The organism is Pseudomonas carassii (genome assembly GCF_036324045.1).
In the GTDB taxonomy this organism is placed as follows: domain Bacteria; phylum Pseudomonadota; class Gammaproteobacteria; order Pseudomonadales; family Pseudomonadaceae; genus Aquipseudomonas; species Aquipseudomonas peradeniyensis.
The window spans coordinates 1-22,840 of record NZ_JAZDCT010000011.1 but is presented as its reverse complement, the minus strand read 5'-3'; the positions used below and the strand labels follow the sequence as shown (position 1 = coordinate 22,840).

Here is a 22,840-nt window from a genome sequence, read left to right as displayed (position 1 = left end):
GGCGCCTCACTGACGTCACTCCAGGTTGAAGAAGTAGCGCTCGGCCGCAGCGCTGGTGATGGGCGCGCGGTAGACCTCGACGTCCTTGCCGCTGGCGTCGGTGTAGCGTCCGCCGGCAGCATGGCGCTGGGCGGCGGTCTTCAGGTGTCCGGCGGTGAAGTCGGTCTTGGCCGTCTCCAGGGCCGGGTAGTGGAAATGCGCGTACCACAGCACCTGGCCGTCATGGCTGATGCTGTACTCATCGATGTAATTGACGGGGCGCCCTTTGACCTTGGCCAGTCGCGTGCGTTGGCCCACCGTGGCGATACGCGCCTCGCCCTGCTCCAGCAGGAACTGCACCTCGCCCATCTTGGGCTTGCGCGTCACTGCGGCCTCAATTCGCATCCGTGTCGCTTGGCTGGTCAACGTCTCAGCCAGTTCGCGCAGGTGTTTGGCAACCGTTTCGGCGTCCTTTCCCTGGCTGGCTTCATCGGTTTCGTTGTCCTGGGTCAGGCGTGCCTCGATACCGTCGACCATGGCCAGGACGCGATCGCGCTGGTGCAACACGGACTCTTCGATCTCCACCGGCAGGTAGCTGTCCGACGCGCGCTGTAGCCGTGCGACCTCTTTCTGGGCTTCTGCTATCAAACCGTCGCTGTCTTTTAGCAGGCGCTTGAGGCTGTGCCCCGAGGGGCGGCTTGGCGCAGAGGGTGGCGTGACTTCCACCCATTCGCCTTGCTTGAGGTGATAGGTCTGGCCGGGTGTCTTGCTGTCCGGGCCGGGTATGTCCACGGTGTTCTCATCGTCCGCTCGGGGCTCGGCCAGCAGCAGGCCATGCTCTGTGGTCTCGATCAGGCCGGGCGCCTTGTTGCGCAATTGCTTCAGGGAGCTGACCGGAGGATAGTCGGGCAGGTTGCCAAGGTCCTGGGCAATCAACGCCTGTATGTGTTCCAACTCGTCTTGCAGCAGCCGCAAGGTCTGCTGCGCGGCCTTGCCGTGGATCAGCTCACCGAGATTGCCGAGCTGGCGGGCTGCCGCCTGGAAGTGCCCCTGGATGCTGCGCAGCAGGCGGACCGTGAGCTCTTGTGCAGGGTCGACCAGATTGTAAAGCTCGCTGCGCTGGACGATACCCAGCTGGAAGTTGCTCCAGAATCGATCTCGCCAATAGCAGGCTTCGCTGGTCAGACCATGAACGAGGGTCAGGCGATTGAGTTGGCCTTCCAGCAGCAGGAAGCGCATGAGCAGGTCCTTTTGTGCCGTGGCCGCGGGCAGAGCAGCGAGGTCGCGCCATTCGACGATCTGCGGGTGTCGCTGGCTGGCCAGCCTGGCCAACGCCTCCTGGTGTTGGCGCAACCGGTCGTTGTTGTCGATCATCTGCTCGAGCAGGGGGACCAGCTTGTCCAGGCGTTGGGTAGCGATCTGGATATCGGCGGCGGAAAGTTCCTCGCGGTCCTGCTCTTGCTGTCGGGCAATTGTCAGCAACTGTTCCCGGCTAGGTTTGTAGCGTTTGTTCAGGAGCTTGCGCAGTAAATGCTGGCAGCTGGCGTCCTGATAAAAGGCAAAGGCATGCACTTTCCTGAAGTCCTTCACCGGTTCCAGGTCGTTGCGTGCCCTGAGGTGTTCCCTGTGTTCGCCCCAGAACTGTGAGAGCGCCTGCAGCTTGCCTTGGCACTGTTCGAGGATGGTGTCGTCCGGGCTGGCGTGAACCAGTTTTTCAATCGTGGCCATCTGCGCAAGCTTGGTGGAGAGACTTTGCTTGTCTGCCTTGATCGCCTCATTGGCAGCGCGCATTGCCTGTTCCTTGTCCAGGCGCAGTTTGCGGATCTGCTCGGACAATGGCATGCCGCCTTTCAGGCCCAGACGCAGATCCAGTTGCCAGCGGCCGATCTCGTCGCGGTGCAGCCAGGGTCCCTGTGTGCCCTCCGGGCCGATGATGTGCATTTTTTGTGGTTCGGCCAGCTCCACCTCGTAGACTTTACCTTCGAGCAGTGTGTAGAAACGCGTGCCCTTGAGGTAGAGGCCTCGGAGCGTACCATTTGGAATCGGTTTGCCCAACGCGGGAGCGGCAACCGCAGCCTGCAATGTCTCCAGGGTCTTGCGCTGCGTGGCGTTGAGCGTGCGATTGGGGTGTGCCCAGCCGAACTCGAGACGGGAGGGTGACGATTGGGAACTGAAGGAGAGGGGCACGCTCTTCTCAGCTATGGTCTCAGCCCCTTGCTCGAGCGGCGTATGCACTGTATCGCTCGGTTCCAGTTCCAGGCGGAACATGGAATGGGAAAACAGCAACAAGGCGATGTTCACCAGCAGGTTGACCAACGCCAGCTCATGACCTGTCGGGTTTTTCTCGGCATCGGATTCGACGAAATCGGTCAGGGCGACTTCCATCTGGGCCAGCCATGCAATCTTGCCCAGGGTTTTACCTGCCAAGGGCAGTAGTGTGTTGAACAGCAACCAGCCCAGTTCCTTCCAGCTTTCCCAGCGTGTCTGGGCGGTGGTGGCGGACTGCGCCTCGAAACGTTGGATTGATTCGGTCACGCATCCCTCATAGAGCGCTTTGCCGATGTCGCTGAGCGCATCCTCGACGGACAGGGTGACCGCAGCGGGAGTGCCGAACGGCACGGCGCTGGTATCGTCCAGGGGCACGAAAAGATGGGGTTCGAGAAAGCCGCCGTGGGCATAGAAGCGTCGGTCCTCGGCGGGCAAGCGTTGCAGCAGGTCGTCCTGCAGCGCACCTGCGGTGCTGATGGCGACGAACAGGGCCATGCGGTCGTCGAAATACAGCAGCGGCTCCACGTGCAGGGGGCGATACAGCAGGCACCCCTCGGTACCGGGCGTTTCGGGTTCGATCAGCCAGGTATTGAGCGGATGATCCGGTAATGAGCCGGGCGCCTTGATGAACCCCAGTGCTCGCATGATCCAGCGCGTCGTGCCCTGGTCGGGGCCGGGGCAGAACACATGGGCGATGTGTTCTGCCAGGGTAGGGCTCGGCAGTTGGCCGCGAAGGTACAGCTCCATTGCCAGTGCCGGCAGTTGTACCCGCAACTGGTCGCTTAGCTGGCGTTGACGTTGCGGACGTCGATGCGGATCGTCCAGCAGCTTTTCGCGTAGCATGGCGGGATAGGCGCGGCCAATGTCGAGCTCGCAGACCAGGCGGCGCAGATAAGCGGCGTCCATCCAGGCTGGCAGGGTATCGCCGTCCTTTCGGCTCAGGGCTACGCGCCCTGGCCTGAGCAGCCCCAAGTTGCCGATGGCCAGTTGCGCCAGCGAGAAGTCCACCGGGGTGATCTCCCCCGATGTGATGATCACGTCCTGACCGGCGATTGCGCTGGCGGTCGTCTGGTAGTTGGTGACCACCACATCCTCGGGCTTGAGCGTGTCCTGTGGATGGTCGCTGGCCAGTCGTGCCGCCAGTTGGCGGTTGGCGAAGGCTTCGGCTTGCTCGATACCGTCAAGCCAGAATTGCCCACTGTTGTCGCGGTATTGCTGGGCGACATCGATCAGTCGTTCGCTGTACTGCATCAGTGAGCGGCTTGTGGCGTTGCGCAGCCAGTCAGGCAGTTGTTTGCTGAGGGCCTGGCGTTGCGCGGTTTCGACTTCGTCGCACAGATCGATCAATGATGTCAGGCGATCCAGATCGCGGTTCATGGCAAGCGCGTCGAGCCTGCCGCGGTATTGTCCGGCAAGGTGCTCGATGAGCCGTACTAGCTGGATCAGCAGGCCGAGGGCCTGGACTTCAAATACCGAGTCGGTCGAGGCCGCGATCTCGAGTTGGCGGGGCGTGGAACGCAACGGAACCGGCAATGCGTTGCTGAGCGCTTGCAGAAACGCCGGGCGTGATGGATAGCGGAACAGGCGACCGGTCAGTGTGTAGAGCAGCGCTACGTTGCGCGCGGGATCTTTGTCGCTGTGCTCGATCAGCACCGCGCTGGACAAATCGGCATCGAGCCTGCCGCCGGCTGACAAGTCCAACCCCATATTGAGTGCCTTGAGCCCTTGGGTGTTCGCCCAGCGGTCGCGCTGACCTTCGGCGGGATCGTCGTGCACCATCTGCAAAATGGCACGGGCAAAGCCCGGCAAGCGGGTTGCCTTACGTTGAGCCTGCTGGAACTGGTTGCGCAGGTAACCGGAGTACCAGCTCCACGGCGTTACGCCGCTGCTGTCGAAGCGGCTCCAGTAAGCGATCAACTGCTTCAGGTAGATCTCGAGCAGCAGCGGTCCGCTTTCGTTGATCAGCAGTTCGACCTCGTGCAGGTCGATATCCACGCTCCAGGCCGGATCAGCCTCGGCTCGGGTGGTGAGATAGTCTTCTTCGGCGGTGAGGTTCAAGGTGCCCGGTTGACAGTAACGCTCCACCAAGACCTGCGAAAGCGGCCGGACCCAAGCGCTCCCTGGATCGGGTTGGGGGCTGGCCAGGTACAGGGTAAGTGGATCATGTACGCTGCTGACATGGCGTTGTTGCCATTGTTCACGCAGGATGTCATCTGCGGCGTCCAGCAGGGTGGGGCGGTCGCTGAAGCGCTTGGCGACCTTGCAGTCCAAGCTGCTGAAGCTGGCCAGGCGTTGGTGCAAATTGTCGTTCATGAGGGGGCCTCGGGTCGTTGAGAGGGCCACAATCAAGCGCGCTTGCCTGGCGATTCGTGCGCTAGCTGGCTACTACCCGAGAGAACCATTATTATTTCGGCATATTACCCAGTGGCTCCGCGCAGGTACGCAATCCGTACTCTTCCACGGCGCCAGTCAGCGGATTCCTCACGTGTTTCGGCCAAATCCGCCGTCATTTATGTTGCCCACTCGGGCGCGGCACCTTAGACTGCCGCCCCCTGTAAAAGAGTGCCGGTTGGCGCTTGAAGAATTCCGCGGCCGACGAAGCTTCGTCGGCGGCACCCGAATCGCCCAATGCACATTTTTTCATAGAGAAATCGATGACCAAGGAACAGTTGCTGGCCATGTCGGCCGATGACTACATGAACGCCGAACAGCTCGCGTTCTTCACCAAGCTGCTGCAAGCGATGAAAGTCGAAACGCACGAGCGCATCGAACTCAGCCGCACCTCCATCGAAAGCCTGGACAGCCCGTCGGATCCGGCTGACGTGGCCTCGGTCGAGGAAGAGCGCACCTGGCTGGTCAACGCCATCGACCGCGACCAGCGCCTGCTGCCGCAGCTGGAGATGGCCCTGGACCGCATCGCCGACGAAAGCTTCGGCTGGTGCGACGACAGCGGCGAGCCGATCGGCCTGAAGCGCCTGCTGATCAGCCCGACCACCAAGTACTGCATCGAAGCCCAGGAGCGTCACGAGCAGCTCGACCGCCACCAGCGGCAGATCTGATCCAGCGCCTTGCGCAAGGCCCCACGGAGTGATCCCTGGGGCCTTCGTGTTTTCTTGCCCTGTATCAACGGGTGGCCGGCTGCATCCAAGTGAGCGTGGATAATGGCGTTATAGTGGCGTTTAATGGCGTCACAATAACGACATGCGGATGGACCACGAAGATGATGCGAGAAGGATCTCTGCCGGCCAGCGAATCACCGCGGGCCACCCCGGCCCTTGCGGGGACCGCCGTTACCCTGTTGCAGGGCGTTGCACTGTGTGCGGTGTTGGCGGCCATGGCGTTCGCCGGGCTGCCCTTGTACCTGGCCTTGCCACTGGCGCTTCTGGTGCTGTGGCTGCCGCGTGTGCGCAAGGTGGCTGCGGTGCAGCCGCCCCTGGCACCAGCCCAGGACGGTGCTCTACTTCAGGAACTGGCCCGGGGCACCAGCCACAATGCCCTGTCGGCCGCCGCCGTGGCGCATTCGGTACAGCAACTGGCTGCCCGGGTGCAGTCGCAACTGGGGGCGGCGCAGGAGATCGTCGGCAGCGCCGAGATCATGATCACCACCGAGGAGCAGACTGCCCAGCTTAGCCAGCAGGCGCTGGAGGCCGCTCGCACCGCTCACGGCAGCAGTGTGGTCGGCAGCGAGGTGCTGGCCGAATCCATCCAGTGTATGCGCGAACTGAGTGAACGCGCTTCGGCTAGTCGTGAGCTGATCGAGGCCCTGCACCAGCGCAGCGAGGATATCGCGCGAGTTACCCTGGTGATCCAGGGCATCGCCAGCCAGACCAACCTGCTGGCGCTCAACGCCGCCATCGAAGCGGCTCGGGCTGGTGAGCATGGGCGGGGCTTCGCGGTGGTGGCCGACGAGGTGCGCGGCCTTGCCGGGCGCACCGCCAGCGCCACCGAGGAGGTGGGGCAGATGGTGGCGGATATCCAGGCACGCACCGCTCAGGTGGTGGCGCAGATTCGCACGCTGGCCGAGGACCTGGGCAAGGGTGTCGGCCAGGTCGAGCAGGCCGGCGGGCAGCTGGCGCAGATCGCCAGTCTGGCGGCCAGTGTCGAGGGGCAGGTGAGCGAGATCGCCGGAGGGACTCAGGTCAACCAGGCCCAGCTCGATACCCTGTTCCAGGCTGTGGCCCAGGTGCGTGGTGATTTGGAGGTCAGCGATCAGCAGACCCAGCGCCTGGCCAAGGCGGCCGTGCAGATGGAGGGGCAGGTGGAAAGCCTCAGCGAACGGCTGGCCGAGGTCGGCCTGGACGCCTACCACCAGCGGGTGTTCGAACTGGCTCAGGCGGGTGCGCGGCAGATCGGCGAGCGTTTCGAGGCGGATATCGCCCAGGGGCGCATCGGCCTGGACGATCTGTTCGACCGGCAGTACCGGCCGATTGCCGGCATGCAGCCCCCGCGTTTCTCCACGCGCTTCGACCACTACACCGATACCGTGCTGCCACAGCTCCAGGAACCGCTGCTGCAGCAGGACGGGTTGGTGTATGCCATCGCCTGCACCCAGCAGGGGTATGTGCCGACCCACAACAATGCCTTCAACCAGCCGCTGACTGGTGATACCGCCCACGACACCGCACATAATCGCAGCAAGCGCATGTTTGACGACCGCACGGGGGCGCGCTGCGGCAGCCACCAGCAGCGGGTATTGCTGCAGACGTACACGCGAGACACCGGTGAGCTGATGCACGACCTGTCGGTGCCGATCTTCGTTGCAGGACAGCATTGGGGCGGACTGCGCCTGGGATATCGGCCCGAACCCGGGCTCGACTGAGGCGATTTGTTGCCTGGCATGCAACACTGCTGTACCGCTTTGCGCTTTATTCGCGGGGTGCCCAGGTCGTATCATGCGCACATCGTTAGGTTGCTAATTAAATTCCGGAGGGAATGATGACTAGCCGAGTCGATGTGGCCGTGATGATCGGCAGTGGCGTGCCGCGCTCCTTGCAGGCCTTGGGTAAAAGGGCCTGCTGGGTGTACTGGTTGACGGCGAGCGCCGTGGCACGGCCTTCGCCAGCCGTGATGAGGCCCTGGAGTGTCAGGCGGCGTGGCAGCAGCAAGTGGACAGGAACCATGCGGTGTGAGACCTCAGCGCTCCAGGTAGCATGCCAGCTCACAGGCGTCCTGATAGCGCTGGCGAAAGCCACGGACCTTGCCTGACGGGCTTTCGGTGATGTGGAACAGGCCTTTACCGGCTGCCACGACACGATATCGCGGCTTGCCTGACGCATCCGTATGACAAGAAATGTTACGCGCCTCTCGACGGATTTCAGTGTTTTCGTGCATATTCGTATCCCTGTAATGCGCGATGAAGGGTTGGGGCACACTTGAGCTGAAGTGTCGCCCTCAGTAGTCGCATCTTTCCTGACCCCTTAGCTGTCAGGTATTACGTTTCCTATTTGCGGATAGTTTGCCGAAGCACGCCGGATGTTCCAGCGGGAAGAATTCCCTGCTTGGCGTAACGTTCGTGTGCGTGGATCTTCGCTGACCGTATCCATGGTCCATCGGACTTCGACTTGAAGTGGCTGCCACCCCACGCCCAGCGGCGTGCGCGGTGCGGCCCGCTGTAATTGATGTGAGGAGCTTTTCATTGGCAGTCAGTACTCTTGATACCCATGCGTTGTTTGCCCTGGGCGATTTGCGCGCCAAACTGGTCAAGTTGTTCCAGGGGCGCTTCGTGTATGTCACCGAGCAGAACCCCGACGGCCTGTACATGGCCGAGATCGATACCGACGACGCCATGGTGGTCGACGACAAGCAGCGCCTGGAGCTGAAAGTGGGTGACCACTTCCGCGCGGCGGTGTTGCCCAGCCGCGAAGGCGGCAAGCTCGAACTGCGTTTTCGCGAGATCAAGTTCAATGTGTACGGTCAGGGTGACTACGCCTTTGTTTCCGTGCCGGAAGGCGAGGCCATCGTGTTCCGTGAAGGGCAGGGCGTGATGCTGGTGTTCGCAGCCCAGCAGCAAGTCCAGGAAGGCCTGGGCAAACTGCTCAAGGCGGTGACCGGCAAGGTCGCCAAGTGGCGCAAGGGCGAGCTGACCACCTTCAAGGCCAGCGAGTGAGCGACGAGGCCGCGCCCGCCTCGCGGGCCGACTTCCACCGTGAGCATCAGGTGCGGGCGGTCGAGCAGGCTGAGCGCCTGCTGGCGCGCCGGGATGAACTGCAGGGAGCGTGGCTGGCCTGGGTGGCCGGCGAGCTCTATCAGATGAGTCCGCCACCCTTCGTCGCCATGGTGCGACGCGAACTGCAGCGCCTGAGCCAGCCTTGAGGCTCAGTTACCGCGATCACGCCCGCTGCTGACTTCTTCCGGTACGTCCTCGCCAGAGGTGCGTTTGCGAAATAGCGCGGCCCTGGCCAGCAGCAGGGTGGTCACCGGCACGGTGATCGACAGCAGGATCGGGATCAGCCAGGCGTGCAGCACCGGGCTCTGCTTGAGCACCGAGAAGTACAGGATCGAGGCCAGCGCCACGCACCAGGCGCCGATGGTCGAGGCCAGCGCGGGCGGGTGCATGCGCTGGAAGTACTCCTTCAGGCGCACCAGACCGATGGCGCCGATCAGCGCAAACAGGCTGCCGGTGAGCAGCAGGGCGGCGGTGATCAGCTCCAGCCAGAACGGCAATACCACGCTTTCGTTCATTCGATCACCTCGCCACGCAGGAGGAACTTGGCCAGGGCAAAGGAGCCGACGAAGCCGAACAAGGCGATCAGCAGGGCGCCTTCGAAGTAGGTGTCGCTGGCGTAGCGGATGCCCAGCACCAGCATCATCAGCATGCCGAGGATGTACAGGTAGTCCAGGGCCAGTACCCGGTCCTGGGCGGACGGGCCACGGAACAGCCGGATCAGCGTCAGGCCCATGGCCAGGGCGAAGATGAACAGGCTGGCGAGGACGGCATTGGCAAGCAGGCCGCTCATTCGAAGATCTCCATCAGCGGGCGTTCATAGGTGTGTTTGAAGTGTTCGATGAACGCCGGTTCGTCGTCCAGGTCGAACACGTGCAGCAGCAGCACGCTGCGGTCCAGTGCCAGCTCCGACCAAATGGTGCCCGGTACCACGGTGGTGATCATCGACAGGGCCGCCAGGCCGTGGGCGTCGCGCAGGTCCAGGGGAATGTGCACGAACGCCGAGCGCGGTGGCGTGCTGCCGGCGCGCAGCACGCCACGGGCGACCTGCAGGTTGGAATGGATCACGTCGAGGCCGACCCGGCCGATCAGCTTGGCGATCAGCCAGGGCCTACGCACATGGGCATGTTGCGGGCGCAACGGGGCCATCAGGATCGGTGCGAGGATGCCCAGCAAGGCGCCCAGCAGCAGGTTGCCCGGGCTGACCGACAGATTGAGCAGCAGCCACAGCACGAACAGCGCGACGGACAGCAGCGGCGCGGGGAACAGTCGGTTCATGGCTGCACCTCGAGGCCGGTGGTGGTTGGGCCGGGCAGCGGTCGGGTCGACATCACCGCCTTGATGTAGGTTTCCGGCGTGCGCAGGCTGGCGGCGGTGTCCTGGGTGTAGCGCAGCAGCGGCTCGGCCTTGAGGCTGAGGAAGATGCACAGGCCCAGGAGGATGACGATGGGCACGCATTCATAGCGGCGCAGCACCGGGGAGGGGCGCTCCTCGGGCTTCCAGAAGCGCTGGATGCCGACGCGGCCGAAGGCGATCAGCGAGGCCATGCCGGACAGCACCAGCAGGGTGACCAGGGTCCAGCCCGCGGCGCCCAGTGGCTGCTCCGGAGCAATCCCCATGCCCTGTGGGTTGAACAGCGCGCTGATCAGGTTGAGCTTGCCGATGAAGCCCGACAGCGGTGGCATGCCGATGATCAGCAGGGCGCAGGCTATGAAACTCAGGCCCAGGAAAGCCATGGTCCAGGGAATGATCTGGCCGATGACCACCTGCTGCTCGTCGTCCAGGTTGATGCCCTTGGGCGGGTGCAGCGACTCCAGCGGCGAGGGCATCGCGTCCTCTTCCTCATCCAGCGGCGCCTCGTTGGCCGAGCGTGAGCGCTCCACCAGCTCGGCCAGCAGGAACAACGCGCACAGGGCCAGGGTCGAGCTTGCCAGGTAGAACAGCGCGGCGCCTGTCAGGATCGATTGACCGAAGCCGACGGCGGCCAGCAGCGTGCCGGCGGACATCAGGATGCTCAGGGCCGCCAGGCGCTCCAGGCGCTGGGCGGCGAGGATCGACATGGCCGCCACGGCCAGGGTCGCCAGGCCGCCATACACCAGCCAGTCGCCACCGAAGAACGCCGAGGCGCCGGCCTGGCCGGAGAACAGCAGCGTCCACATGCGCAGGATGGCGTACAACCCGACCTTGGTCATGATCGCGAACAGCGCGGCCACCGGCGCGCTGGCTGACGAATAGGCCGGCACCAGCCAGAAGTTCAACGGCCACATCCCGGCCTTGGCCAGGAAGGCGATGGCCAGGATCGCCGCGCCGGCATGCAGCAGGCCGCGGTCGGCTTCCGGCACCAGCGGTACTTTCAGCGCCAGGTCGGCCATGTTCAGGGTGCCGGTCACGCCATAGAGCATGGCCGCGCCGACCAGGAACAGCGACGAGGCGAACAGGTTGATGGCGATGTAGTGCAGCCCGGCCTTGACCCGTGCCCGCCCCGAACCATGCAGCAGCAGACCGTAGGAAGCCGCCAGCAGCACCTCGAAGAACACGAACAGGTTGAACAGGTCGGCGGTGAGGAAGGCACCGTACAGGCCCATCAGCTGGATCTGGAACAGCGCGTGGAAGCTGGCTCCGGCGCCATCCCAGCGTGCCCGGGCGAACAGCAGGGCGCTCAAGCCGACGATGCCGGTGAGGGTGAGCAGCAGCGCCGACAGGTGATCGACCACCAGGGCGATGCCGAACGGCGCCGGCCAGTTGCCCGGCAGGTAGACGCCGATGGATTCGGCCTGGCCCTGGGTGCGCACCCACATCAGCAGGGTGACGGCGATGCCCAGGCCGATGGCGGTGGACAGCAGGTTCAGGCGCGCCTTGAGCCAGCGGTGTTTCTCGCCGATCAGCAGCATCAACGACGCAGTGACCAGCGGCAGCAGGATCGGCGCGATGATCAGTTGGTTCATCCCGCTCATTCCTCACGCTCCCGGCCATCGACATGGTCGGTCCCGGTCAGGCCGCGGGAGGCCAGCAGCACCACCAGGAACAGCGCGGTCATGGCGAAGCTGATGACGATCGCGGTGAGCACCAGCGCCTGGGGCAGCGGGTCGGTGTAGTGCAGCAGGTCGTGGGGCACGCCGTCCTTGATGATCGGCTCCTTGCCGATGAACAGGCTGCCCATGCTGAAGATGAACAGGTTGACCCCGTAGGACAGCAGGCACAGGCCCATGATTACCTGGTAGGTCCGTGGGCGCAGGACCAGCCAGACCCCGGAGGCGGCCAGGACGCCGATGGCGACTGCAATGACTTCTTCCATCAGGCGGCTCCTGCTTGGCTGGACTTGGCGGGGCGGTAGGCGCGCACCGACTGGTGGGCCAGGGCGGTGAGGATCAGCAGGGTCGAGCCGACCACCACGGTGTAAACGCCGATGTCGAAGAACAGCGCGCTGGCCACGTGCACGTCACCCAGCAGCGGCAGGTGCAGGTGGGCGGTGTGGGTGGTCAGGAACGGGTAGCCCAGCAGCATCGCCCCGGCGCCGGTGAGGGTGGCGCAGAGCAGGCCGGTGCCCATCCAGCGCAGCGGACGCAGGCTCATCTGCGCCTCGACCCACTGGGTGCCGGCGACCATGTACTGCAGGATGAACGCCACCGACATCACCAGGCCAGCGACGAAGCCGCCACCCGGCTGGTTGTGGCCGCGCATGAACAGGTACATCGACACCAGCAGGGCTATCGGCAGCAGCAGGCGCACCAGGGCGGCCGGCACCATCATGAAGCCAAGCGCGGTGTCGGTGGCCTGGCGCGGGTTGACCAGGTCGGTGACCACGTCCGGCGCCAGCAGGCGCTGCTGGGCCGGCAGCTGCATGCTCTCCTTCGGCGGGCGGAAGCGGCGCAGCAGGGCGAACACGGTCAGCGCCACGGCCACCAGCACGGTGACCTCGCCGAGGGTGTCGAAGCCGCGGAAGTCCACCAGCATCACGTTGACCACGTTGGTGCCGCCGCCCTGGGGCAGGGCGCGGCTGAGGTAGAACGACGAGATGTCGTTGGGTGTCGGGCGGGTCAGCATGGCGTAGGACAGCAGCGCCATGCCGCCGCCGACCAGCACCGCCAGCACCAGGTCGCGCAGGCGCCGCAGGCGTGCGCGGTCCTGGCTGCCAGGCAGCGGTGATACGCCTTCGATACGCCGTGGCAGCCAGCGCAGGCCGAGCAGGATCAGCACGGTGGTGACCACCTCGACCGCCAGCTGGGTCAGCGCCAGGTCCGGCGCGGAGAACCAGACGAAGGTGATGCAGGTCATCAGGCCGCAAACGCCGACCATGATCAAGGCGGCCAGTCGATGGTACTTGGCCTGGTAGGCGGCGCCGATGGCACAGGCGATGGCGATCAGCCAGAGCGCGACGAACACCCCGGAGCCCGGGATCTTCGGCCGGTCGCCCCAGCTCAGGCCGCTGTACAGCAACGGCACCAGGCCGGCGATGAAGGCCGCCAGCACCAGCATGAACAGTTGCGTCTGCAGGCGCTTGGTGGTCAGCCGCCGCTCGACATGCCGGGCCAGCAGCATCAGGCGCACCAGGCCGTGCTCGAACAGGCGCTTGCCGTTGAAGCGCTCGATCAGCGGCGGGTAGGGGAAACGGCCGCGCTGCAGCTGCTTGCGCAACAGCAGATAGAGCACGATGCCGCCGGTCATGGCAATCAAGCTCATCATCAGCGGCGCGTTCCAGCCGTGCCAGATGGCCAGGCTGTACTCCGGCAGCACGCCGCCCACCACGGGCGTCGCGGCCGCGGCCAGCAGCGGGCCGACCGATTGCGCCGGGAAGATGCCGACCACCAGGCAGGTGAGCACTAGCAGTTCGACCGGCGCGCGCATCCAGCGCGGTGGCTCGTGAGGCGTGTGCGGCAGGTCCTGGGCTGGGGGGCCGAAGAACACATCGACGGTGAAGCGCAGCGCGTAGGCCACGCTGAAGGTCCCGGCCAGGGTGGCGATCACCGGCAGGGCCGCTTCGACCCAGGCCGTGGAGGTGATGAACACGGTCTCGGCGAAGAACATCTCCTTGGACAGGAAACCGTTCATCAGCGGCACGCCGGCCATCGAGGCGCTGGCGACCATGGCCAGGGTCGCGGTGAACGGCACCAGGCGGAACAGGCCGCTCAGGCGACGGATATCACGGGTGCCGCTCTCGTGGTCGATGATCCCCGCGGCCATGAACAGCGAGGCCTTGAAGGTGGCGTGGTTGAGGATGTGGAACACCGCGGCGACCGCCGCCAGCGGGCTGTTCAGGCCCAGCAGCAGGGTGATCAGGCCGAGGTGGCTGATGGTCGAATAGGCCAGCAGGCCCTTGAGGTCGTTCTGGAACATCGCGGCGAAGGCGCCGAGCAGCAGGGTGGCGGCGCCGGCGCCGCTGACGATCCAGAACCATTCCTCGCTGCCCGACAGCGCCGGCCACAGGCGGGCCAGCAGGAACACCCCGGCCTTGACCATGGTCGCCGAGTGCAGGTAAGCCGAGACGGGGGTGGGCGCCGCCATGGCATGGGGCAGCCAGAACTGGAAGGGGAATTGCGCGCTCTTGCTCAGGGCGCCGATCAGGATGAGGGGCAGCAGCACCGGGTACAGCGCATGCTGGCGGATGGTGTCGCCGGCAGCCAGGACCTTGTCCAGGTCATAGCTGCCGACCACATGGCCGAGCAGCAGGGCCCCGACCAACAGGCACAAGCCGCCGGCCCCCGTGACCATCAACGCCATGTAGGCGCCGCGGCGGGCGTCGGCGCGGTGGTGCCAGTAGCCGATCAAAAGGAAGGAGAACAGGCTGGTCAGCTCCCAGAAGAACACCAGCTGGATCAGGTTGCCGGAGATCACCAGGCCGAGCATGGCGCCCATGAACGCCAGGAAGAAGGCGAAGAAGCGCGGCACCGGGTCCTGGGGCGACATGTAGTAGCGGGCGTACAGCGATACCAGGGTGCCGATGCCCAGCACCAGCAGGCTGAACAGCCAGGCGAAGCCGTCCATGCGCAGGACCAGGTTCAGGCCCAGGCTCGGCAGCCACAGGAACTCTTCGCGGATGACCCCGCCATCGGCGACTTGAGGGTACAGCAACGCTACCTGGACGGTGCCGACCAGGGCTACGAGCCCGGCAAGAATGGACTCGGCGTTGCGTGCGTTGTGCGGCAGTACAGCCGCCAGGCAACTGCCCAGGAAGGGCAGAAGCAATAGCACAATCAATGACATAGCGTTCTGTTCTGAGAAGTTTGCCAAGGATCATACGTGCCGGACGGTTGATCACCAACACGCAAGGGTTTGCAGGATCCTACAAATGTGCTGTGACAAGCTGTTTTTTTATAACAGTTTCTTTCAGAGCATAGCGGCTGATCGTGTGCCCGTGGGGTTATGCGTTCCCTGTGTAGGAGCGGCCTTGTGCCGCAAAAGGGGCCGCATGGCGGCCCCGGGGATTCAGTGTTCAATCGCTGGGGCTGCTTTGCAGCCCTTTTCGCGGCGCAAGGCCGCTCCTACACAGGGTGGTTGCCTTGCCTACAACCCCGCCTCGCGCTCGCGCGCCTCATCATCCTGCAAGGCGTCGGCCTCATCCTGGCGACGGATCTTCAGCTCGCTCACTACCACCGCCAGCACGATCAGCAGCCCGCCGATCAATGCCACGCCCGGCAGACGCTCGCCGGCGATGCGCCCGACGATGCCGGCCCACACCGGTTCGCCAGCGTAGATCAGGGTAGCGCGGGTCGGCGAAACCGACTGCTGCGCCCAGTTCATCGCCACCTGGATCACCGCGCTCATGGCCCCCAGGCCCACCGCGCTTGCCAGCAGCAGCCAGGAAAAACCGGGCAGTTGCTCCTGGGTCGGCACGATCATCAAGAACGACAGCGCCGAGGCGGTGGCCAGCTGCACCACGGTGACCCGGCGCACATCGACCTTGCCGGCGTAGCGGCTGATCAGGATGATCTCGCCGGCGATCGCCACGGCGCTGACCAGCGTCACCAGTTCGCCTTCGCTGAAGTGCAGCGCGCCGCCCTCGGGGCCGGCCAGCAGCATCAGGCCGACGAAGGCCAGGCCGATGCCCAGGCTCGGCATCAGGCCCGGGCGGCGGCCCAGCACCAGCCACTGCAGCAGGGGCACGAAGGGCACGTAGAGCGCGGTGATGAACGCCGACTGGCTGCTGCTGATGGTTTGCAGGCCCATGGTCTGCAAGCCGTAGCCAAGCATGATCGATACGCCGATCAGCATGCCGGCCTTGAGCTCGGTGAAGGTCAGCCCCGACAGTGAACGGGCCGATACCAGGCCGACGAACAGCGCGGCGGCGGCAAAGCGCAGGCCGACGAAGAACATCGGCCCGCTGACGGTCATGACGTTGTGCACGATCAGGAAGGTGCCGCCCCAGAGCATGGTGATGAACACCAGCACCAGTTCGGCCTTGCTCAGGCGCAAGCTGACAGTGGGTTTGCGGGTGGGGGCCTGGTTCATGGTCTTGCGCACTCGGAAGGGGCGGCGCACAATTCGCCGCAAAGTGGGCAGTATACTGCGCATCCCCTACCAGTGAGCAATATAGTGCACAAAGATTCCGAGCACCGCGCATCGGTGCTGCAGCATGTCAGCCAGAACGTTCGTCGCCTGCGTGGCGACGCCGGCCTGAGCCAGGCCGCCCTGGCCGAGCGCTCCGGGGTCAGCCGGCGGATGCTGGTGGCCATCGAGGCCGGCGAGAAGAATGTCAGCCTCACCACCCTGGACCTGATCGCCGAAGCGCTGGGGGTGGCGTTCAGCACCCTGATCCAGGCGCCGGACCGGCGCGACCCCAGCCGCATCGAAGAGCTGGCCTGGGCCGGTGTTCACCCTGCCAGCCGCGCCGTGCTGCTCGGCAGCAGCCCGGCGCGACGCGAGGTCGAGTTGTGGGAGTGGACCCTGGCCCCCGGCGAGTGCTACGCCAGCGAAGCCGATGCCGCTGGCTGGAGCGAGCAGATCTATGTGAGCGAAGGCCGCCTGACCCTGATCATCGAAGGGGGGGAGCGGCAACTGGGCAAGGGCGAGTTCTTCGTCTTCCCCAGCGACTGCCGCTACGCCTACCGCAACGATGGCCAGGAGCCGGTGCGCTTCGTGCGCAACGTGGTGATCTGAGCCCTCAACCGGCCAGCAGCTCGTCGGTACTGGCCACCCTGGCATAGGCGAACGCTAGCGCGGCCATTGCCGAGGCGTGCACATCGGCCGCCGCCACCGACTTGCCGTCGAACTCCAGCGCCAGGGTCGCGCAGGCATCGTGGGCCACGCTGACCTCATAGCCGAAGTCGGCAGCGGCGCGGGTCGCGGCATCGATGCACATGTGGCTCATGCTCCCGGCGATGGTCAGTGCCTTGATGTCGTGCTGGTCGAGCAGGGCCTTCAGCTGGGTGTCGCGGAAGCTGTTGACCTGGTGCTTGAGCACCACCGCCTCGCCGGCCGCCGGCGTGACCTTGGGGTGAATCTGCGCACCGGCCGAGCCCGGTACGAAGAACGGCGCGTCGGCGCTCTCGAACTCATGGCGCACATGCACCACCAGGTCGCCCCGCTTGCGGGCCGCGGCCAGCAACCGGGCGGCGTTGTCGGCCGCCGCCTCGGCGCCGTCCAGGGTCCATTTGCCACCGGGGAAGTAGTCGTTCTGGATATCGATGATGATCAGGGCGCGCGTGCTCATGGTGCCTCCTGCGGCAGTAGTGATGAACTGCCGATAGTTATAGGCTGGAGCGACCCGATCGAGGATAGGCGCGAGCGACACAATGACGGCAAAAACTGACAGCCTGGAAATCGGCGTGCTGATCTATCCCGGCGCCCAGAGCGCGGCGGTGCACGGCCTGACCGACCTGTTCGCGGTGGCCAACCGGGTCGCCGGGCAACTGGGTGCACACGATCTGCCGGTGCTACGTGTGACCCATTGGCAGCTCGATGGCGCGGGTCAGCTACAGGTGGTGCATGACAGCCAGCCGGCAAGCGACCATGCGCTGCGGGCGCTGATGATTCCGCCGAGCCTGGCGGCGACCCCCTCGACCGAGGTGCTGCAGGCCCATCGCGCCGCGCTCTGCCAGGTGCATGGCCAGGGCACCGTGCTGGCTTCGGTGTGCATCGGTGTGTTCCTGGTGGCCGGCAGCGGCCTGCTGGATGGTCGGGCGGCCTGTACCCATTGGAACTATGCCCAGGCCCTTGCCGAGCGCTTTCCCAAGGTGCGGGTGCAGGGCAGCCAGCCGCTGCTCGACGACGGCGACATTGTCACCTCCGCCGGGCTGATGGCCTGGACCGACCTCGGCCTGCACCTGATCGAGCGCTTCCTCGGCCACACCCTGGCTCGCGAGACAGCCCGCTATCTTGCGGTCGAGCCCTCGCCGGCGCCGTTGCTCGGCGCCTTGTTTCAGCCGCGCCTGGACCATGGCGACGAGGCGGTGCTGAAGGTGCAGCACTGGTTGCAGGCCGAGGAGGCCCGGGATGCCGGCCTGGCCGACATGGCCGGTTGCGCGGGTCTCGAGCCGCGCACCTTCCTGCGCCGCTTTCGCGCCGCCACCGGCCTGCGTCCCACCGAATACGCGCAGCAGGTGCGGGTCGGTCGGGCCTGCCGCTTGCTGGAGTTCACCCGGCGCAGCGTCGACCAGATTGCCTGGGGCGTCGGCTACCAGGACCCCAGCGCCTTTCGCAAGGTGTTCCAGCGCCTGACCGGGATGACCCCCAGCGATTACCGGCGGCGCTTCGCGGTCATCAGCGGTTGAGCCTCGCTGGTGGTCGGGTGCGGCCCCGGGCCTTCATCGGCGAGGCGATCGTGGTGGTTGCGCAGCGGGCATTCCTTCAACGACATGCAGCCACAGCCGATGCAGCCATCGAGCTGATCGCGCAGCATCACCATCTCGTCGATACGCCGGCTCAGGTCGTCGCGCCAGCGCGCCGACAGGCGCTGCCAATCGTCGGCAGTGGGGGTGTGATCGCAGGGCAGGGCCTCCAGGGCGCTGGCGATGTCGGCCAGGGCGATGCCCAGGCGCTGGGCCATCTTGATCACCGCCACCCGGCGCAGCATGGCCCGTGGATAGCGGCGCTGGTTGCCGGCGTTGCGGGTGCTGTGGATCAGCCCCTTGGTTTCGTAGAAGTGCAGGGCGGTCACGGCCACGCCGCTGCGCGCGGCCAGTTGGCCGACGCTGAGCAGGCGCTCCTGGGCGGAAGGGGGCTTCATCGGCAATAAAATCCTTGACCTTGAGTTAGCTGGAGGTTTTACCCTCCACGACCATCTGCTGCAAGAGCCCGAAACGAGGAGATGCGTCATGGCGGCCAACACCCAATCCCTGTGGTTCACCCAGATGATCGAGTACGACGTGCCACCCTTGCGCCAGGATGCCCTGGCCGAGGCCCTGGTGGTGCGCAGCGAGCACCTGGCGCAACGCTGCGACGGCCTGCTCAGCGTCAGCATCCAGGTCAGCGACGACGGCCGCCGGGTACTTCAGCACCTGCGCTGGCAATCGCGCCAGGCCTGGGCCGCCGCCGCCGGCTGCTTCATCGAGGAGCCGTTCCTCGACCTGCTGGGCGAGCATCAGGCCCGTGGGGTGAACTTCGCCGCGTACCAGACGCTGCGCAGCCTGGTACGTGGCGCCGATGGCGGTCTGCATTGCCAGCTGGGTGCGGTGCTTGCTGCCCAGGGCGCATAGCGGAGCATCAAGCACGGGGTGCCGAATCAGGGCACATGGGGCAATGCATGCCTTGTTACGGTCGCGGAGATTGCGGGCGCCTGTCGGCTGTTCCATTATCAGCGTCCTGGACCCGTCGTCACCTATCCGCAGGAGTGCGCATGAACAGTCAGTCCCCCCTTCACGAATCCATCCCGGCGCGCCTTGCCCGCGTGCGCGAGGCCATGGCCCGGGAGGGCGTGGATGCCCTGCTGGTGCCTTCGGCCGACCCGCACCTGTCCGAGTACCTGCCGGGTTACTGGCAAGGGCGGCAGTGGCTGTCCGGGTTCCTCGGTTCGGTGGGGACGCTGGTGGTGACCGCAGACTTTGCCGGGCTGTGGGCTGACAGCCGTTACTGGGAACAGGCGGACAAGGAGCTGGCCGGCAGCGGCATCGAGCTGATGAAGCTGCGCCCCGGTCAGCCCGGCGCGTTGGAATGGCTGGGGACGGAAGTGGACGGCACCGTCGCGGTGGATGGTGCGGTCATGGCCCTGGCCTCGGCGCGGCAACTGGGCGAGCGCCTGCAGGCGCGAGGCGCGACGTTGCGTACCGATCTCGACCTGCTGGAGCGGGTCTGGGCTGACCGTCCCTCGCTGCCGGGCAATCCGGTGTACCAGCACTTGCCACCCCATGCCACGGTCAACCGTGCGCAAAAACTCGCCGAGTTGCGCAGCACACTGCGGGAGAAGGGCGCCGACTGGCATTTCATCGCCACCCTCGACGACATCGCCTGGCTTTTCAACCTGCGGGGCAGCGATGTTTCCTACAACCCCGTGTTCGTTTCCTTCGCGCTGGTCAGCCAGGACAAGGCGTTCCTGTTTGTCGGGCGTGACAAGGTCGATGGCCACCTGCGCCAGGTGCTGGCGGCCGATGGCATCGAGGTTCGCGACTACGCCGGGGTTAATGACGCGCTGGCCGAGATTCCGGCTGCGGCGAGCCTGCTGGTCGACCCGGCGCGGGTCACCCGTGGCCTGCTGGACAACCTGCACCAGCAGGTGCGGCTGGTCGAGAGCATCAACCCGACTACCCTGAGCAAGTCGCGCAAGGGGGAAGGCGACCTCGTCCATATCCGCAAGGCCATGGAGCAGGATGGCGCGGCGCTGTGCGAATTCTTCGCCTGGTTCGAAGCGAACCTTGGCGCGCAACCGATCACCGAATTGACCATCGACGACCAGTTGAGCGCGGCCCGTGCCCGTCGCCCGGGCTTCGTGTCGCTGAGTTTTTCCACCATCGCGGCCTACAACGCTAACGGTGCGATGCCGCATTACCGCGCCACCGAAGAGTCCCACGCCGTCATCGAAGGCAATGGTTTGCTGTTGATCGACTCGGGTGGCCAGTACCTGGGCGGGACCACCGATATCACCCGGATGGTGCCGATCGGCGAGCCCAGCCATGAGCAGAAGGCCGATTGCTCCCGGGTGCTCAAGGGCATGATTGCCTTGTCGCGGGCCAGTTTCCCGCGCGGGATACTCTCGCCGCTGCTCGACGCCATTGCCCGGGCACCGATCTGGGCCGATCAGGTCGAGTATGGTCATGGCACCGGTCACGGTGTCGGCTATTTCATGAACGTGCACGAAGGCCCGCAGGTGATCGCCTACCAGGCTGCTGCCACACCGCAGACGGCCATGCAGCCGGGCATGATCAGTTCCATCGAGCCTGGGACCTATCGCCCGGGGCAGTGGGGCGTGCGGATCGAGAACCTGGTGGTCAACCGTGAGGCCGGTACCAGCGAGTTCGGTGAGTTCCTGAACTTCGAGACCTTGACCCTGTGCCCGATCGACACGCGTTGCCTACTGCTCGAGGCGCTGGGCAGTGAAGATATCGCCTGGCTGAACCGATACCACCAGACGGTGCGGGAACGGCTGGCACCGCTGCTGGAAGGCGAGGCGCTGGCCTGGTTGGAGCGGCGCACTGCGGCGCTGTGAAAAGGCGGCAGTTACAATGAAAAGGGCAGCCATTGGCTGCCCTTTGTGTATCGCTTACTTGCAGATCACGATCATGCTGCGGCTGGTATAGCCGGCCGGATTGATGCCGAATACGTAGTCGCCAGGTTCTTCGTCGGTGTCGCCGGACCGGGCGATGACCTTGTAACCCTTGCTGCTGCAGGAGCTGGCGGCTTTGCTATAACACTTGTCCCACGACGAGGAGAGCCCCGAGCAGTTGATGTGCAGGCCCTTCTTCCCCCGCTTCACCTCGGTGTTGGCTGTCGCGGCGCATCCAGCGATTGCCAGGATGGCCAGGATGAGCAAAATACGTTTCATTCCTGTCCTTATTCGGCCCGACTGCATTCACGGGCCTGTGATTTGCGCTTTGTCTCTTCCCTGATGGTCCCCAGCGTCCATGTACCGCTCAGTAGATAGCGTCAAGATTATATTCGGGTGACAGCTTAATCAGCCACGCCGGGTGGTACAAGGCTATGGGGTGGCTAAATGCAAATATTTCTCAAATCAATCGGCAGCTACGGGCGGTGTGGCGTCCCGTTTCATGGAAAGAGTCGCGCCCACCGAGGCGGTGATGATGGCGAGGATCGCCAGCCATTGCCACAGGGTGAGTTTCTCGCCCAGGAACAGTAACCCCGACAACGCGCCAAAAGCCGGCTCGATGCTCATCAGCGTGCCGAAGGTGCGGGCGGGCATACGGGTCAGGGCGACCATTTCCAGGCTGTAGGGGAGTGCCGTCGACAGGATGGCCACGCCCAGGGCCACGGGGAGCAGCGCGGGAGTCAGCAGAGCGCTACCGGCGTGGGCGATGCCGATGGGGGCGACGAACAGGGCGGCGATCACCACACCCAGGGCTGCGGTCTGGATACCGTTCTCGGCACCGGCTTTTTGCCCATAGAGGATGTACAGCGCCCAGCACACCCCGGCCCCCAGGGCATAGGCGGCACCGACCGGGTCCAGCCCGCCACCGGTTTGCCCGACGGGGATCAGCAGCAGCAGGCCGACAACCGCCAGGGCGATCCACAGGAAGTCCAGCGCCCGTCGCGAGGCCCATAGCGCCACAGCCAGTGGACCGGTGAACTCGAGGGCGACGGCGATGCCCAGCGGCACGCTGCGCAATGACATATAGAAGAGGAAGTTCATGCCGCCCAGGGCCATGCCGTAGATGATCACGCTGCGCAGGGTGCTGGCGTCCAGGCGTGCGCGCCAGGGACGCAACAGCAGGAGCATGATGATGCTGGCGAAAATGAGGCGCAGGGCGGTGGTGCCCTGGGCGCCGACGACGGGGAACATGCTCTTGGCCAACGAGGCCCCGGACTGGATGGAGGCCATGGCGATCAGCAGCAGACCAATGGGGAACAGCGTGGCGGTCAGGCTGCGGTTTGGGGTGTTCATGGAGGTTTCCGTTTATTGTGCGCGCAGGGGTGCGCAATATAGTGCGCAGTGGGAAGGTGGGTTGGCAAGGTTGGGGTGGTGGTTTGTTGGATTGGGTGGGGGCGGTTTATAGAGGGTGTGATGGTCGCCAGGTGTCTGTCTTGGGATTGTGTTGTGTGTGCGAGGTGTTCGCCGAGGGTTCTATGGCGCCTATGAGATCGAGCGCCGCCCGCGCGGCGCTCGATCTCATAGGCGCTGCAAGGGGCGTGGCGAACACCTGGTGGCCCTGACACGGTCTGTTCCCCCGATATTTCAATTTAATGAAATTAACGGTTGACGCCCTGTCAAATCCCCTTATAATGCGCCCCACTTCCGACGTAGTCGAAACGAAAAACCTCTTGCTAATCAATTGGTTGGATGTTTTAGGTAGTATCGGAGGCGCTTCGGTCACCCGATCGGCAGTGGTG

At 65.0% G+C, this 22,840-nt stretch carries 20 protein-coding genes and 1 pseudogene; 9 read left to right on the top strand and 12 right to left on the bottom strand.

From position 1 onward, the window contains the following. Positions 1–15 precede the first annotated feature (15 nt). Positions 16–4,548 (bottom strand): hypothetical protein, encoded by a 4,533-nt coding sequence (locus tag V0R62_RS10365; protein WP_330103655.1) that lies wholly within the window; start codon positions 4,546–4,548, stop codon positions 16–18. 353 nt (positions 4,549–4,901) lie between these two features. Between V0R62_RS10365 and V0R62_RS10360 the strand changes: the two genes are divergently transcribed. The 5 genes and pseudogenes from V0R62_RS10360 to V0R62_RS10340 all read left to right on the top strand — a co-directional run bounded on the left by V0R62_RS10360 (position 4,902) and on the right by V0R62_RS10340 (position 8,559). Further along, positions 4,902–5,306 carry a TraR/DksA family transcriptional regulator gene (locus tag V0R62_RS10360; RefSeq protein WP_050704989.1) on the top strand — a complete coding sequence of 135 codons (405 nt, stop codon included), beginning with the start codon at positions 4,902–4,904 and terminating at the stop codon, positions 5,304–5,306. 161 nt (positions 5,307–5,467) lie between these two features. Beyond that, positions 5,468–7,066, top strand: a complete 1,599-nt coding sequence (locus tag V0R62_RS10355; protein WP_408005665.1) for a methyl-accepting chemotaxis protein — start codon at positions 5,468–5,470, stop codon at positions 7,064–7,066. A gap of 116 nt (positions 7,067–7,182) precedes the next feature. Continuing rightward, positions 7,183–7,376, top strand: a pseudogene (locus V0R62_RS10350) (hypothetical protein). Positions 7,377–7,882: 506 nt separating this feature from the next. Further along, positions 7,883–8,353 (top strand): hypothetical protein, encoded by a 471-nt coding sequence (locus V0R62_RS10345; RefSeq protein ID WP_028690546.1) that lies wholly within the window; start codon positions 7,883–7,885, stop codon positions 8,351–8,353. Further along, positions 8,350–8,559 (top strand): hypothetical protein, encoded by a 210-nt coding sequence (locus V0R62_RS10340; RefSeq protein ID WP_330103654.1) that lies wholly within the window; start codon positions 8,350–8,352, stop codon positions 8,557–8,559. The genes V0R62_RS10345 and V0R62_RS10340 overlap by 4 nt, the downstream gene beginning before the upstream one ends. Positions 8,560–8,562: 3 nt before the next feature. Here V0R62_RS10340 and V0R62_RS10335 read toward each other — a convergent pair whose 3' ends face one another. The 7 genes from V0R62_RS10335 to V0R62_RS10305 all read right to left on the bottom strand — a co-directional run bounded on the left by V0R62_RS10335 (position 8,563) and on the right by V0R62_RS10305 (position 15,856). Next, positions 8,563–8,928: a Na+/H+ antiporter subunit G gene (locus tag V0R62_RS10335; RefSeq protein ID WP_330103653.1), complete on the bottom strand. Its 366-nt coding sequence runs from the start codon at positions 8,926–8,928 to the stop codon at positions 8,563–8,565. After that, entirely contained in the window at positions 8,925–9,203 is a 279-nt protein-coding gene (locus tag V0R62_RS10330; RefSeq protein WP_011534656.1) for a K+/H+ antiporter subunit F, read from the bottom strand. The genes V0R62_RS10335 and V0R62_RS10330 overlap by 4 nt, the downstream gene beginning before the upstream one ends. Next, a complete protein-coding gene (locus V0R62_RS10325) occupies positions 9,200–9,688 on the bottom strand; it encodes a Na+/H+ antiporter subunit E (RefSeq protein WP_330103652.1) in 489 nt (162 codons plus the stop codon). The genes V0R62_RS10330 and V0R62_RS10325 overlap by 4 nt, the downstream gene beginning before the upstream one ends. Continuing rightward, positions 9,685–11,364, bottom strand: coding sequence for a monovalent cation/H+ antiporter subunit D (locus V0R62_RS10320; protein ID WP_330103651.1), 1,680 nt, complete (start codon positions 11,362–11,364; stop codon positions 9,685–9,687). Before V0R62_RS10320 ends, V0R62_RS10325 begins: the two co-directional genes overlap by 4 nt. Then, a complete protein-coding gene (locus V0R62_RS10315; protein WP_028690551.1) occupies positions 11,361–11,705 on the bottom strand; it encodes a Na+/H+ antiporter subunit C in 345 nt (114 codons plus the stop codon). The genes V0R62_RS10320 and V0R62_RS10315 overlap by 4 nt, the downstream gene beginning before the upstream one ends. Further along, the gene (locus V0R62_RS10310) at positions 11,705–14,611 is read right to left on the bottom strand and encodes a monovalent cation/H+ antiporter subunit A (protein WP_330103650.1); all 2,907 of its coding nucleotides are present in this window, start codon (positions 14,609–14,611) and stop codon (positions 11,705–11,707) included. The genes V0R62_RS10315 and V0R62_RS10310 overlap by 1 nt, the downstream gene beginning before the upstream one ends. Before the next feature lie 300 nt (positions 14,612–14,911). Further along, the gene (locus V0R62_RS10305) at positions 14,912–15,856 is read right to left on the bottom strand and encodes a DMT family transporter (RefSeq protein ID WP_330103649.1); all 945 of its coding nucleotides are present in this window, start codon (positions 15,854–15,856) and stop codon (positions 14,912–14,914) included. 84 nt (positions 15,857–15,940) lie between these two features. On the opposite strand from V0R62_RS10305, the gene V0R62_RS10300 reads away from it, so the two are divergent. Further along, a complete protein-coding gene (locus tag V0R62_RS10300) occupies positions 15,941–16,504 on the top strand; it encodes a helix-turn-helix domain-containing protein (RefSeq protein ID WP_330103648.1) in 564 nt (187 codons plus the stop codon). A 4-nt stretch (positions 16,505–16,508) separates the two neighbouring features. Here V0R62_RS10300 and V0R62_RS10295 read toward each other — a convergent pair whose 3' ends face one another. Further along, positions 16,509–17,057 (bottom strand): cysteine hydrolase family protein, encoded by a 549-nt coding sequence (locus V0R62_RS10295; RefSeq protein ID WP_330103647.1) that lies wholly within the window; start codon positions 17,055–17,057, stop codon positions 16,509–16,511. An 82-nt stretch (positions 17,058–17,139) separates the two neighbouring features. Between V0R62_RS10295 and V0R62_RS10290 the strand changes: the two genes are divergently transcribed. Then, positions 17,140–18,117 (top strand): GlxA family transcriptional regulator, encoded by a 978-nt coding sequence (locus V0R62_RS10290; RefSeq protein ID WP_330103646.1) that lies wholly within the window; start codon positions 17,140–17,142, stop codon positions 18,115–18,117. On the opposite strand, the gene soxR is transcribed toward V0R62_RS10290, so the two are convergent. Beyond that, positions 18,084–18,572 (bottom strand): redox-sensitive transcriptional activator SoxR, encoded by a 489-nt coding sequence (soxR, locus tag V0R62_RS10285; protein WP_186714889.1) that lies wholly within the window; start codon positions 18,570–18,572, stop codon positions 18,084–18,086. The genes V0R62_RS10290 and soxR overlap by 34 nt on opposite strands. A gap of 88 nt (positions 18,573–18,660) precedes the next feature. On the opposite strand from soxR, the gene V0R62_RS10280 reads away from it, so the two are divergent. Together V0R62_RS10280 and V0R62_RS10275 are read left to right on the top strand one after the other, a co-directional pair. After that, the gene (locus V0R62_RS10280) at positions 18,661–19,041 is read left to right on the top strand and encodes an antibiotic biosynthesis monooxygenase (RefSeq protein ID WP_330103645.1); all 381 of its coding nucleotides are present in this window, start codon (positions 18,661–18,663) and stop codon (positions 19,039–19,041) included. 140 nt (positions 19,042–19,181) lie between these two features. Beyond that, on the top strand, positions 19,182–20,984 hold the full coding sequence (locus tag V0R62_RS10275; RefSeq protein ID WP_330103644.1) for an aminopeptidase P family protein: 1,803 nt from the start codon (positions 19,182–19,184) through the stop codon (positions 20,982–20,984). Between the two features lie 54 nt (positions 20,985–21,038). Here the strand turns inward: V0R62_RS10275 and V0R62_RS10270 are convergent, their stop codons facing one another. After that, entirely contained in the window at positions 21,039–21,320 is a 282-nt protein-coding gene (locus V0R62_RS10270) for a hypothetical protein (protein WP_330103643.1), read from the bottom strand. Positions 21,321–21,506: 186 nt separating this feature from the next. Further along, positions 21,507–22,394 carry a threonine/homoserine exporter RhtA gene (gene rhtA, locus V0R62_RS10265; RefSeq protein WP_330103642.1) on the bottom strand — a complete coding sequence of 296 codons (888 nt, stop codon included), beginning with the start codon at positions 22,392–22,394 and terminating at the stop codon, positions 21,507–21,509. Positions 22,395–22,840 lie beyond the last annotated feature (446 nt).